At 42.8% G+C, this 12,738-nt stretch carries 12 protein-coding genes; 5 read left to right on the top strand and 7 right to left on the bottom strand.

Going from position 1 to position 12,738, the window contains the following annotated elements; all coding sequences use genetic code 11:
• The first annotated feature begins 21 nt into the window (after window positions 1-21).
• The 3 genes from ON006_RS00700 (at window position 22) to ON006_RS00710 (ending at window position 2,615) form a co-directional block, all read left to right on the top strand.
• Window positions 22-1,263, top strand: coding sequence for an ABC transporter permease (locus ON006_RS00700; RefSeq protein ID WP_244824633.1), 1,242 nt, complete (start codon window positions 22-24; stop codon window positions 1,261-1,263).
• A 17-nt stretch (window positions 1,264-1,280) separates the two neighbouring features.
• Entirely contained in the window at window positions 1,281-1,955 is a 675-nt protein-coding gene (locus ON006_RS00705; protein WP_244824634.1) for an ABC transporter ATP-binding protein, read from the top strand.
• Window positions 1,956-2,225: 270 nt separating this feature from the next.
• Window positions 2,226-2,615 (top strand): DUF1398 domain-containing protein, encoded by a 390-nt coding sequence (locus tag ON006_RS00710; RefSeq protein ID WP_244824635.1) that lies wholly within the window; start codon window positions 2,226-2,228, stop codon window positions 2,613-2,615.
• A gap of 39 nt (window positions 2,616-2,654) precedes the next feature.
• Here ON006_RS00710 and ON006_RS00715 read toward each other — a convergent pair whose 3' ends face one another.
• Entirely contained in the window at window positions 2,655-3,419 is a 765-nt protein-coding gene (locus ON006_RS00715) for a helix-turn-helix domain-containing protein (protein ID WP_244824636.1), read from the bottom strand.
• Window positions 3,420-4,286: 867 nt separating this feature from the next.
• On the opposite strand from ON006_RS00715, the gene ON006_RS00720 reads away from it, so the two are divergent.
• Window positions 4,287-5,423 carry a transposase gene (locus ON006_RS00720; protein WP_267609941.1) on the top strand — a complete coding sequence of 379 codons (1,137 nt, stop codon included), beginning with the start codon at window positions 4,287-4,289 and terminating at the stop codon, window positions 5,421-5,423.
• A gap of 440 nt (window positions 5,424-5,863) precedes the next feature.
• Here the strand turns inward: ON006_RS00720 and ON006_RS00725 are convergent, their stop codons facing one another.
• Together ON006_RS00725 and ON006_RS00730 are read right to left on the bottom strand one after the other, a co-directional pair.
• Complete coding sequence (locus tag ON006_RS00725; protein WP_244824638.1) at window positions 5,864-6,103, bottom strand: hypothetical protein; 240 nt, start codon at window positions 6,101-6,103, stop codon at window positions 5,864-5,866.
• Between the two features lie 410 nt (window positions 6,104-6,513).
• Entirely contained in the window at window positions 6,514-6,735 is a 222-nt protein-coding gene (locus tag ON006_RS00730; protein WP_244825187.1) for a hypothetical protein, read from the bottom strand.
• 28 nt (window positions 6,736-6,763) lie between these two features.
• Here ON006_RS00730 and ON006_RS00735 point away from each other — a divergent pair, with 28 nt between their 5' ends.
• A complete protein-coding gene (locus ON006_RS00735) occupies window positions 6,764-8,281 on the top strand; it encodes an IS1182 family transposase (protein ID WP_244825186.1) in 1,518 nt (505 codons plus the stop codon).
• A gap of 120 nt (window positions 8,282-8,401) precedes the next feature.
• Here ON006_RS00735 and ON006_RS00740 read toward each other — a convergent pair whose 3' ends face one another.
• The 4 genes from ON006_RS00740 to ON006_RS00755 all read right to left on the bottom strand — a co-directional run bounded on the left by ON006_RS00740 (window position 8,402) and on the right by ON006_RS00755 (window position 12,461).
• Window positions 8,402-9,535, bottom strand: coding sequence for an alpha/beta hydrolase family protein (locus ON006_RS00740; protein WP_244825145.1), 1,134 nt, complete (start codon window positions 9,533-9,535; stop codon window positions 8,402-8,404).
• A gap of 863 nt (window positions 9,536-10,398) precedes the next feature.
• Window positions 10,399-10,932 carry a hypothetical protein gene (locus ON006_RS00745; RefSeq protein WP_244825146.1) on the bottom strand — a complete coding sequence of 178 codons (534 nt, stop codon included), beginning with the start codon at window positions 10,930-10,932 and terminating at the stop codon, window positions 10,399-10,401.
• 94 nt (window positions 10,933-11,026) lie between these two features.
• Window positions 11,027-11,869, bottom strand: a complete 843-nt coding sequence (locus ON006_RS00750; RefSeq protein WP_244825148.1) for a hypothetical protein — start codon at window positions 11,867-11,869, stop codon at window positions 11,027-11,029.
• Window positions 11,870-11,903: 34 nt separating this feature from the next.
• Complete coding sequence (locus tag ON006_RS00755; RefSeq protein ID WP_255773071.1) at window positions 11,904-12,461, bottom strand: PKD domain-containing protein; 558 nt, start codon at window positions 12,459-12,461, stop codon at window positions 11,904-11,906.
• Between the last annotated feature and the right edge of the window lie 277 nt (window positions 12,462-12,738).

The following is a 12,738-nucleotide window of genomic DNA, read 5'->3' on the forward strand; positions in this document are numbered from 1 at the left end:
CTGTCTTTATAAATACAGAAAATGGCAAACGTAAATACGAAAATATCGTGGGTTCACCTGACCTCAAAAATAAGACAGCTGATCGTGGCGGTGCTGAGCGTCACCTTTGGCATATCCATGTACATTTTCATGAACAGCTTTATGAATGGTGTGAATGCTGCACAGACCGAGATCACCTTTACCACTATGGCGCACATCAGGGTATATAATGAGCTGGGCGGTGAGCCTACGATACTGATCCCACAAAACAGCAGCAGCGATACCCTCCTCAGCGTAAGCAATGCCCGGCATATCAGCTACACCGAGGGCATCAGAAATGCAGATGAGGTAGTACAGTTGCTGCAAAAACACGGAGAGGTAGTGGCCGTTACTGAACAGGTCAACCAGAACGTATTTTTCCGCAACGGGGTGACCAAGGTAAGCGGCACGCTTTCCGGAATCGCGGTAACCAGTGAGATAAGGATGTTCAATACCGTGCAATACATGACCGAAGGCGACCTGAACGAGCTGGAAAGGCGTTCGGGTGCGGTGGTGCTGGGAACGGGGCTGGCAGACAAGCTCAGCGCGTCGGTGGGTGACAATGTTACACTTACCACATCTGACGGCGTCAGCAAAATCCTTAAAGTGACCGGCCTGATACAGACCGGCACGGGCAGCGTGGACAAGAGCCGCGCATTGATCTCGATCAATACGGCCAGGCAGTTGCTATCAAAAAATAAAAGTTATGCAACGGAGGTGCTCGCCAATGTCGGCGATTACAACAAGGCGAGAGTAATAGCCGCTGCTATAAGCCCGGATATCAAATATAAAACAGAAGCCTGGCAGGAAGGTAACGGGCAACTGGAGTCAGCAAACACGCTCCGGGACATCATCGCCATTGCCGTTTCACTCACCATACTGATCGTGGCCGGATTTGGCATCTACAACATTATGAACATGACCGTCAGCGAGAAAATACGGGAAATTGCGATCCTGAAAGCCATGGGTTTCGATGGCAAAGACATTGTACAAATATTCCTCGTGCAATCCGTTATCATTGGTCTGATCGGTGGTTTTATCGGGCTGTTGCTCGGCTTTACCATTGCTTCCATCGTTGACCGTATTCCCTTCAAAATTGCATCTTTGGATACACTTCCGATCTCTTACCTGCCGGCTGACTATATCTTGGCGATGGTCTTTGGGTTGATCATCACATTTGTTGCAGGATATCTGCCCGCACGAAAAGCGTCCAAAGTCGATCCGGTGGAAATACTAAGAGGCTAAACTTTTAATCATCAACAATGAACGCAGCACTTTCCGCAAAAGGCCTTAACAAATACTTCCATGAACCGGAAACCTTCCAGGTATTGAAGGATGTGGGCTTTGAAATAAAAAAAGAAGAATTTGTGGCCATTGTCGGAAAATCAGGATCTGGCAAATCGACCCTGCTGTACCTGCTCTCGACCATGGACACCGATTACAAGGGGAGTATTACCATTAATGGCACCACAGTTACTGGGCTCAGCCAGAATGAATTGTCACGTTTCCGTAACGAGCACATCGGGTTCGTGTTCCAGTTCCATTACCTGCTGCCGGAATTCTCTGTATTGGACAATGTGATGCTCCCTGCGCTCAAACTGGGGAAAAAGTCAAAGGAGCAGGTAGAGACAAATGCCATGGAACTGCTGACATTGCTAGACATCAAAGGACATGAAATGAAAAAGGCATCCAAAATATCGGGCGGACAACAGCAGCGGGTGGCCATTGCGCGCGCGTTGATCAACGAACCGGCAATCATCATGGGTGACGAACCTACCGGAAATCTTGACTCGAAGAATACCAAAGTGGTTTTCGACATCTTTCGTCAGTTGGCAAAGGAAAGGGGACAAACCATCATAGCCGTCACCCACGACGACGAATTTGCCGCGAATTGCGACCGCATCATTGAGATGGTGGATGGGAAAATAATGACCTGAGTGAACCCATTAGTTTTTCCAATGATCTTGCCGTGAGCAGATTTACTTCATCAAAGCATCAGGCAACTTACCGCAAACGCCACAGAACTTCTGACGCTTCTTTCAGGAAAACGATTTTTTACAATTACAGGGAATTTCCTCGCGGCATCTTTGCATAGTAATCATAATTCTGAGGCAATGAATCGCCCAAATGGGTTTTCACTCGAACGGCCTAAAACTTATGGTTATGTGTAATTCAACTAATCGTTTAACAATTTAAAAAGTGAAAGTATGTTTACAGCAGAACAAATCAAGGCCGCCCACAGTAAGGTGAAGTCTGGCGCAGATTTCCCTGCCTATATTCAGGAAATCAAATCTTTAGGTGTTACCCACTATGAAGCCTATGTGACAGACGGGCATATAGACTATCATGGCGCTAACAATTATACTGCAAAAGTGCCCGCAAAATACGACCCGCTAACAATTGCTGGCAGCTCGCAAAGTGCACAGTTTAAAGATGAGTTGGTTGCTCACCAGCAAGGCAAAACGGATTTCCTGACCTTCATCAAAGCCTGTGCAACGTTTGGTGTTGAAAAGTGGGCAATCTGTATGGACAAAATGACCTGTACCTATTACGGAAAAATGGGAGATGAGATTTTGGTGGAAGAAATCCCTCATTAATCAAAGCTGACGGTTATCAGTATTGGCTATTACAACCCATCACATAAAACGCTTGAAATTTTCAGGGGTATCTCCTGTAAACTGTTTGAAGTCTTTGCTGAAATGGGCCTGGTCGAAGAAATTGTTGTCATAACAGATTTCGGTAAGCGATTTGGGATCGCGTAAATTGGCAAGCACTACATTGAAACGCACGATAGATGCAAACTTTTTAGGCGTGGTGCCAACGGCTTTCCTGAATCGCTTTTCAAAAGGGCTTTGACTTATGCATAGTTTGTCGTTTAGTTCTTTTATACGCATGGTCCCCTTGCTTTCATAGATCAGCTTTACCGATTCCAAAATCAATTTGTCCGCATGAATGTTTTTGAGCTGCGATAGTAGAAAATGCTCCACGATATTTATACGCTGTTCGTCGGTGGCAGCAAATGCCAGTTTTTCTTCTACTTTTTCAATATTTTCTTTATCAAACACCTCATCAAGCGAAAGGCACAAATTGAACAATTCATTGGCTGGATGTGAAGCAAAATGTGCAAATCCTGTTTCGGAAAAATAAACTAGAATAGAGCCGACGTTTGGGTAGCTTTTAAAGATCTTGTAGCTATCAGATATACCAGTAACCCCTGCTGTCGCCAACCGGCATTCCGTATTTCCTGTAATGCTCGCAATCCGCCCTTTATATTGAAACCCGATAACCAATCCGGAAGAGGGAAATACCTTGTATTCATTTCCCATTTCATTCTCTGACACTACAAAATATTTGATGTAGGGTTTCAGCTCTTCAGTAGGAAAATACTTGTCAAACTTCATGGAAGTGAACTTCGCACTATGAATGTTTTTTTATCCTGGATATAATAAATGCTCCTTGAATGAAGATTTTGCGAGATCGCGTTCATTTGGTTCGGCATTGAAAAGATACGCATATATCGTACTAAAAAAAATACGAATAGAAATGTTATAATATCTCGCCCCATCAGACCAAGCCTGGTTTTCCTGCCAAAGAACCATTCTTAACAGTCGACTCAGACTAGAGAAAAGCCAAGCCGATGCATGGACATCCGCAAGACCTAAAACTTGATTATGAAAAAATGTTTCAGGCACCTTTCGCATTGATAATAGCGCGAAGGAAAGAAAAAAGTTCGTTTAAGGATTGGTCGTATACGCCGAGATACGTCCCTAGAGCTGCAATAAGGGCAGTTTTTTTAAAAGCTAACATGATATCGTTGAGAATGGAGGATAATTTACGCGAAGGTACAAGAATAGTTAAAACATACATATACGGAGTAAAATCTCTGAATGGATACCGGCCATTTTTAGCTGTGAAGTATGCAATCATGCGTTGAGGAGCAGGAAATCCGAACGATTGACCATCTCACAGATATATCCACGGCTTGCTCTTGAGATAGCAATTGTAGGACGCTATACCAAGAGCGCATTCCCCGCCTTTTTTAAAAACTTGTACAACTAGTACGACGCCTTCATAATACACTTATATTTGAGAAGGAAATCCTTCTGACGAACCAAATTGTACGCTGTACTCGTGCAAGAACCTTTTGACTGCAACGAAAATGAGAGGCTGTCCGCAGTCCATTCTTATCTTGAACTTGATTTTGTAAAACGGGCGGAATTTCAAAACAGGCTTCACTCTTCGAAGCTCTATTCAACAAAGTATTTTCAATGTGCGTGGACAAAGGAATGGTTGCCGGTCACACGCATGCAGTTGATTCCGCACCTGTCAAAGCAAACGCATCGATGGAAAGTCTCGAATTGAAAGTCCCAGTAAATTCAATTAGAGCACACCTTGCATTAGTTGCAGATGGTGGCCCAGATGTAAAAGGTGGTGACGAATCTACCGTTCCATCGATTACTGCCGAACCTTATCAACTCAGACAATTGAAAAGGTATCAGGATAGATTAAAGGATCATAGAACATACGGGATAGCTTCCAATCACGAGAAAACTGAGTTGTTAAGTAACAAAACTCATTACAGTCCGCATGATCCAGACGCGCGTATTTCCATTAAGCCAGGGAAACTAAGGAAACTCAACTATCATTGCAGCATGGCAGTGGACACAGCCGAAGGTGTTATAAGTCATATACAGGCTAATTATGCGGACAAACGTGATAGCCAATGTTTACCAGGACTAGTAAGTGCTTTGCAGGATAGGTTTACTAAAAATGAGCTGAAGGTAACTGACATAGTCGCTGATGCTGGCTATTCCAACGGTTACAATTATCATTTCCTTGAACAGCGAGACCTGATAGGCTGGATACCCGTTTTCGGTATGTATAAACCGGAGATAGCTGGTTTTAACTATGATAGAAGGGCGGACTCATTTACCTGTTCAGCAGGAAAGCTGCTTCCTGTTAGGGCGACCGAATACAATTCTGAAGGAAAGCGACTGAAAGCATATTGGGCTTCACGAAAAGACTGTAAGCCGTGTCCTCTAAAATCTACGTGCTGTCCAAATACCGGTTCAAGAAGAATAGTTAGGACAGCATATGACAATGAGTATCATAGAGCATATAGGCGACAGCATTCGACTACCGGCAAGCGAATGAAGAAATTACGCCAAGGGACAGTTGAGCCAGTATTTGGAAGCCTAACACAATATTATGGACTCAACAAGATAGCAGTGCTCGGAATAGATGGTGCCCACAAGAACATGGTCATGGCTGCGATCGCATTCAACATTAAAAAGTACATGAAATTCTCCATTGGTAGAACAGCCCAAAAGGCGCTTCAAAGGGTTAAAATAGGCTTAATAGGTGCAATATGCGATCATATAAGAGTCGCTGTTCCGAATTTTTGAAATGGTCTGAATATCCACTCTTAAAATTGGAAAGGCTTCCAGCACAGATCAGTTGTGCAACGGCCACGAGGGTTTACTGAGACAAGATTTCAAAACCTAACCGATTTCGAATTAATAGCGTCCAAGTACTATTCTTTAACCGGCGATCTAAACCTGCATTTATCAATTCGGGCCGCGACAAATGAGAGAAGGAATACAATGTGTATACTTAGGTTTATCGAAAAAGAGCCAATATTACCATTTGTTTCAAACAAACTTAACGTGAGAACTTTATTAAAGGCATAGTAGGCAGTGATGAAAGAAGCGCAAAACAGGGAACATACCTGCGAACACACCAGGGCACTTGGTTCCGGCCATGATCCAACTTTTAAATAACTAACGTAGACATTCGCCCCAAGTCCAAACCTGGCTTCTAATTTCCTAATACATATCATTTTCACCTAAAAATAATTCTTGCCCTTTTCATTTTTTAGTACTTCATGCAAGTAGTCATAAGCCTCTTCTTCTGAGTGGAAGTTCACTTGTCCTGTCTTAGATCCTCTTTCGCTATAATAGAATTCCCATCCGATGATATTTTTCGACACAACAAACGTCTCTGAGGGGAAACCTCCATCTAAACTATAGGAGTCTTGAGGAATTTCAAGGTTTGTTAACCTAAATATCAGTTCAGTCTTTTTCATTTTTTTTTCAGCTTCAAAGCTGTAAACTGCCTTTGCCGGCTAAACTCCTTTACTGCAAGGACCTCTAAGCCGTAAACATATCTGTTTGGAACGCAGTTTCGAGCGGTGAAGGTGCATATATTTCCAATCAATTGTTAGAAAAAGAAAAAGATGCTGTTATTACAGGCTATGTTGCGCGTTTCCCATCACAGGCCAAGGAACGAGCAAATCTTATAGGTCGCAAGTGGCATATACGAAGTTAACGAGGCTCAGGTCAGAAAACGTCCCAATCTTGCACTAATCAAAACAACGGAAGTACGGTCAGAGCTGTCTCAGGTTCGAGGGTGGCCGTTGCACAACTCATGCTTGCGTCATGTCGGAACAGTAATGTCGAAATTTTTACAGTACCAGCATAGCTAAGGCCATCAATGTTATTTTGTTGGGTCTCGTTCGTTTGTTAACTCTGCTAACATCATTATAATCTCATTTCTTGAATACCTGACCTTGTTTACGTAATCCAGGTAATCAATGATTTCTTCAATTGTCGCATCCTTTCGAGTTTCAAGCAATTTTTGTAATGCTTGTTGTACGGTCAATGAATTCATAGTTAGAAAGGCACTTTTTAGATCATTTACAGACTCATCTGCTTCCAAATTGCTATAATTTTTTGTAACTTCAGGAATGCAAGGAAAGAAAAATTACTCGGAAAAGCTCTTCGTCAGCTTCCAACTTTCAGACCGCGTTCCTAAGGAAAATTTCTATCGCAGACTTAGCGAAACGCTCGATTTACAGTTTCTATACAATGAAACTCGCGGGCTGTATGGTAAAACAGGCAACCCATCAATCGATCCCGTCGTGTTCTTTAAGCTGATGCTGACCGGCTACTTAGAAAACATCACATCCGACCGCAGGCTGATTGATCATTGCGCCATGCGAATGGATATACTATTCTTTATCGGCTATGATATTGACGAATCGCTACCCTGGCACTCTACGGTTAGCAGGACCAGACAATTATATCCGGCTGCACTCTTCGAAGCTCTATTCAACAAAGTATTTTCAATGTGTGTGGACAAAGGAATGGTTGCAGGTCACACGCAGGCCATAGATTCCGCACCCGTTAAAGCAAACGCTTCGATGGAAAGTCTCGAATTGAAAGTACCAGCAAATTCAATTAGAGCACACCTTGCACTAGTTGTAGAAGGTGACCCTAATGTAAAAAGTGGTCAATCGTCGGCTACCCCAGCTATCACTGCTGAACCTTATCAGCTCAGACAACTGAAAAGGTATCAGGACAAATTAAAAGATAAAAGAAGCTTCGGGATCGCCTCTAACCACGAGAAAGCTGAGTTGTTAAGTAATAAAACCCATTACAGTCCGCATGATCCGGATGCGCGTATTTCCATTAAGCCAGGGAAGTTAAGGAAACTAAACTACCATTGCAGTATGGCAGTGGACACAGCCGAAGGTGTTATAAGTCATATACAGGCTAGTTATGCGGACAAACGTGATAGCCAATGCCTACCAGGAGTGGTAAGTGCTTTGCAGGATAGGTTTACTGAAAATGAGCTGAAGGTAACCGACATAGTCGCTGATGCAGGTTATTCCAACGGTTACAATTATCATTTCCTTGAACAGCGCGACCTGATAGGCTGGATACCCGTTTTCGGCATGTATAAACCGGAGATAGCTGGTTTTAACTATGATAGGAAAGCGGACTCCTTTACTTGTTCAGCAGGAAAGCTGCTTCCTGTTAGGGCGACCGAATACAATTCTGAAGGCAAGCGACTGAAAGCATATTGGGCTTCACGAAAAGACTGTAAGCCGTGTCCTCTAAAATCTACTTGCTGTCCAAATACTGGTTCGAGAAGGATTGTCAGGACAGCATATGACAACGAGTATCATAGGGCATACAACCGACAGCATTCGTATACCGGCAAGCGGATGAAAAAATTACGACAGGGGACGGTCGAGCCAGTGTTTGGAAGTCTGACACAATATTACGGACTCAGTAAGATAGCAGTCCTCGGAATAGATGGTGCCCATAAGAACATGGTCATGGCTGCGATCGCATTCAACATTAGAAAGTACATGAAGTTCTCCATTACTAAAACAGCCCAAAAGACGCTTCAAAGAGCTAGGATCGGCTTCTCAGGCGCAATATGTGGTGATGCAAGAGTCGCTATTCCGAATTTTTAAAAAGGACCTGATTATCACTTTAAAAAATTAAAGCTTCCGGTATCAATCAGTTGTGCAACGGCCACGAGGGTTTTGTAAGACAAGTCGATTTTAAAGTTGCGGTGCTTTTTTTAAAAAGCTCTAATGGGTTGTTTGAAGAATCCAGTTTGTCATTTCCGCCAGAGCTACCGGAGAAAATGTCTCTGCTGTTTTGTAATACTCCTCCGGCCCACCTGTCTTAGAATTTTGGAACAAATGGTTTAGGTTGGGCAGCTCAACTAGCTTTACATTCTTGTTCCCACTCTTTTGGGCGGCTCTCCTTATTCCACTGAAATGTTCCCTTGCGGGTACCTGATAATCCTTCTCCCCTATCAATGCCAAAATAGGACAAGTTACTTTCTCAAGTGTAGGTGCCGGATTCCATTTTACCAAAAATTGGGTCCAAACAGATGAAAAGTTCTTTATCACGGTGGTACGTGCCTGCGCGAGCGAAGCGCTATCTGATGTAAATGCAGCTAAACTGTCGAGATTTGCGTTGATGTATTGCTTCAATCTTTCGCGTAAAATGGTTCTATCGGAAGAATGCTTAACGATATTTAATACACCACCGAAGACAGCTTGTGCATGCTGGATTTGCCCTTCCGGATATTTGCGTACGCGTTGAAGAACGGCCATTTGTAACAATATGGAAGAATCGCCCGGAATTCCGGGGCCAGCAAGCATGATAACGAATGCGACATCCTGCGAGCGAGCCGCAACAATTGGCGCGATCAAACCTCCTTCGCTATGACCGGCCAGGCCGATTTGACGAGAATTAATTTCCTTTCTGGTCTTTAGATAACCAATTGCACTTTCTACATCGTCTGCGAAATCTGCCGAAGTCGCCGACAGATAGTCGCCTTGCGATAGCTTTACCCCCCGGTCATCAAATCTCAGGACTGCAATTCCGTTTCGTGTTAGGTGATCAGCAATAACCAGGAACGGCTTATGACCCATTGATTCCACGTTCCTGTCGCTGGGTCCGCCACCACTAATTAGAATCACAGCAGGAAAATTGCCTTCCCCAGCGGGTAAGGTAAGGGTGCCTGCAAGCTTGATCTTTGCCCGCGGATTTTCAAATGTTATATACTCCTGAAGGTATGGAAAAGGCGGCTTCGGCTCCTGTGGCATAAAAGTTACCTTCTCCTCTCTTAGGATCGATCGACCGAATAGGAACACAAATGCAGCTATCACCAATATAATGCAAACAATTTCGAATTGAGATGGCTTTTTCATGTACAGAAACGGATTATAAAATATAAAGAAGTTACATCATCTGGTTTACCATAAAAATGAGAGCTAGGAGAATGAAAAAAGAGGAAGAAAAGATTAGGATGACGGTCTAACGGTCTCAACTAACGTCGGGTATCTGCGGTTAGATTTTAGACAGGCAGGCCAGCGGTTACCGTCTCACATTGGAGGGTTTTGTGCGAACATTAGTTCAAACGTGACGGGTATTAAACCCATTGGCCAGTATAAGCATAAATTCATGTCTATCTATGAAATGCATTTATAGAGAATGAATATCAGTCCAAAGAAAAGGAGGGCGGTGATAAGAACCGATTGCACTCTAAAAACTGTTTGATTTGGTTCTCTCTCGCCGCAATGAGGACAAAATTCAGCCGTCGCCGATACAGGCTGGTTGCAAGCACGACATGAAATAAGTTTTGACATAGGATTTATTTTGTCACAAGTAACCAAAGTTATTTCAAATTAAAGATACAAATTTATGAGTGGAGCTCAGAAGGCATTAATGGCTGAAAAATAAGCGTCTCGCCTCCTTCGAGGCGGAACACCCCGTCTCACGTTCGAGCGTTTTGTGAGATTGAATAATCTTCATGCATAATGATCGCGGGAAGAGAAGTACATTTATTCTTGTTAGCTATTAACTATTCCTCCATAAACCGCTCGTAAGTTGACACTATGCAAGCACTTAGTACTAATGGTTACACCAATTTTCTAAGCGAATTCACAAAGATTATTTATGTGGTCTGTCCTTCTTGTAGACACCAAGGAATTATCACAACATCCGGGTTCACAAGTCTAAATCGGGGACGATATGCAGTTAGTCAATGCATTCCCCAGGCCCAGACAGCAAATTACAATGATATTTCGTGGTAATAATTCAGCTGAGCCCATTCCACTAAATCCATTTGTTGGAATTTTTCAACCCATTTTTTCTCAATACCTTGGGGTACGTGGAAGTAAATCATCTTGCCGACTTCGGAATCTGTTATCTCTTTCAGCTTCATCACTTTGATACATTCAAGCCAGTCTCTCTGGTTATTTTCGTCATTTGCCTGAAATAATTTCGGAAATACATGAATGACGTTGGTCTGGTAATGTAAATAACCTGTAACAGGCCAATCTGGTCGGTGAGCATACGGCCTTGTGTTTAAATAGTCAAGTACATACTGCAAGCTATCCGAAGGTAGCGAAGACCTGTAATAGGAGTATTCGATATAATCGACTTCTAAATTAACCTGGTTGATAAGATCAAAAACCTTATCAATTGTATATCCCGTTTTTATACCCACAAGAACATCCGTCGGCTCGAATCTCGGTTCGAGGTTTTTATCTTTACAGCCCGACAGAGTTAATAAGAGAATGAAAATGAAGCGGAAACTGTTCATGACCTTTATGTTTATAATCTGAATAGAGTAAATTCTAAATCTTTGAAATGGGACATAGATTTGAATCTTTGATCATAAAAACCAATCCACGAAGTTATTTGCAATTCACATACTCTAAATTTAGATCAGGAAAATGATTCTCCTGCCACCGCACATTTTGGATCGACAAGGGGTACTTCGTGGAGCTATGGGTATAACCAATATTTTCGCTCATCCCATTAGCCGTTACCTTGATAACATTATGTTTTGAAAATGTAAGCACTCCATTTCCTGAATCTGCTCCAAAATAGGTTTTGACGTCATAAATTCCCGGATGTCCATAGAAAGGGTTAATCAGTTTATCATATTGGTAAATGTACACAGCAGTTCTATCGAATTTAGTGGAGCGCGGTGTTCGCTCATAGGATTCTAACTTTTCCACACAGCCTTGAAAATCGTATAAATATGTTTCATACCGGTAGACTTCCCCCTTTTTTACATAGAAAGAGTTGTAGTCTGTACCACGCCCTTCCAAATACGAGCATTTAGCAACTTGATTTTCATTATTATACTCAAAAATTCGGGCCTCCCAATGCGAGATCAACGTGTATACACCTTCATTGTGGAGCGTCCGGTTTTCTTTAATGAGCCTGCTCTTACTGTCATACTCATATTGAGTGTCCACATGAAGGCCTTTCACTTTCGTTAGTTTGCCCTCGGCGTCATATTCAAGTACACCTGGATATTCGTTGCCATCTATTTGAAGTATAATCTTATTTACCCTGTCGCCAGTATACTCATATATGATTTTTTGAAATGGGCCATACGAGACCTTGCTTATTCGGCAAGTGTCCCCTTCAAGTCCAACAATAACCGGCTCCGGCACTGGATCCGGTTTCTTTTTACAGGATATGAAAAGCGTGAAGCCTATAATCAGGACAAAGAATATTTTTTGCATAAACAAATAGTTGAGCACTGATTCAGGATGTGATTTAATAAACAAGTTCCTTTTTCACACATTTGCCTCCAATTACCGTAACGGTACCCGACCATCCCTTCGAAGTTCCTCCCTCTTCCTCGACCGCATGGTAGGTATGTTCACCGTCACTCAGATTCGAGTAAGTTACCGCGCCACCACTCGTGCATTCCGGCTCCGAATCAAATGCCCAATCAATATTGCCCGTGAAACTCCCTTCATCAATAGCCACCCTGACGTCTTCACCCTTCTTGCTCATCCAGAACATGAGTTCTCCTAAAACACTTTTTACAATAACATCTTGTTTGACAGTAGCCTCACCGCCTTTCCCTTTTACAGTGAGCGTCACCACATAAGTGCCATTATAGATATAGATATGGGTTGGATTGTCGACATCCGTGCTATATCCGTCGCCAAAGTCCCATAAATAACTAGTTACATTGGTGCTGTTCTGGTTAAAACTAACCGATCCATGTGCCACGTCGCTGGCAGTAAAGGAAACCTGAGGTGCGGGCTCATCGTTCGAGCAGGAAACGAGTATAAAAAAAATTAATATATGCTGAATACGATTCATAATGTCATAAATAGAACAACGGTTACCAAAGAAATTCGACTGCCCAAACTACTTTCTTAGAGATGCCGCGCCACCATTTTTTGTCGTTTTCAGTACTTGACCTCAAATACAGCGGCTGTTATTGGTTTTTCTCCTTGAGCGCACTTTAAAGAACTCCTACTACCTTGGGCAGCTACGTAATCCTTTCATATTCTCACTAATCTTTACATCGAAAACCTTGACGTTTGATTCTCACCTGTTTCACTTTGGCAATCGCATAGACCGCCTGTTTGTCAGG

The sequence above is a fragment of the Dyadobacter pollutisoli genome, assembly GCF_026625565.1.
GTDB classification, from domain to species: domain Bacteria; phylum Bacteroidota; class Bacteroidia; order Cytophagales; family Spirosomataceae; genus Dyadobacter; species Dyadobacter pollutisoli.

Coding starts and splice junctions, on each gene's coding strand:
- ON006_RS00725 (WP_244824638.1), bottom strand. CDS start 6,103: ATGAAAAAGACTGAACTGATATTTAGGTTAACAAACCTTGAAATTCCT.
- ON006_RS00740 (WP_244825145.1), bottom strand. CDS start 9,535: ATGAAAAAGCCATCTCAATTCGAAATTGTTTGCATTATATTGGTGATA.
- ON006_RS00715 (WP_244824636.1), bottom strand. CDS start 3,419: ATGAAGTTTGACAAGTATTTTCCTACTGAAGAGCTGAAACCCTACATC.
- ON006_RS00700 (WP_244824633.1), top strand. CDS start 22: ATGGCAAACGTAAATACGAAAATATCGTGGGTTCACCTGACCTCAAAA.
- ON006_RS00755 (WP_255773071.1), bottom strand. CDS start 12,461: ATGAATCGTATTCAGCATATATTAATTTTTTTTATACTCGTTTCCTGC.
- ON006_RS00720 (WP_267609941.1), top strand. CDS start 4,287: ATGTGCGTGGACAAAGGAATGGTTGCCGGTCACACGCATGCAGTTGAT.
- ON006_RS00710 (WP_244824635.1), top strand. CDS start 2,226: ATGTTTACAGCAGAACAAATCAAGGCCGCCCACAGTAAGGTGAAGTCT.
- ON006_RS00705 (WP_244824634.1), top strand. CDS start 1,281: ATGAACGCAGCACTTTCCGCAAAAGGCCTTAACAAATACTTCCATGAA.
- ON006_RS00735 (WP_244825186.1), top strand. CDS start 6,764: ATGCAAGGAAAGAAAAATTACTCGGAAAAGCTCTTCGTCAGCTTCCAA.
- ON006_RS00750 (WP_244825148.1), bottom strand. CDS start 11,869: ATGCAAAAAATATTCTTTGTCCTGATTATAGGCTTCACGCTTTTCATA.
- ON006_RS00745 (WP_244825146.1), bottom strand. CDS start 10,932: ATGAACAGTTTCCGCTTCATTTTCATTCTCTTATTAACTCTGTCGGGC.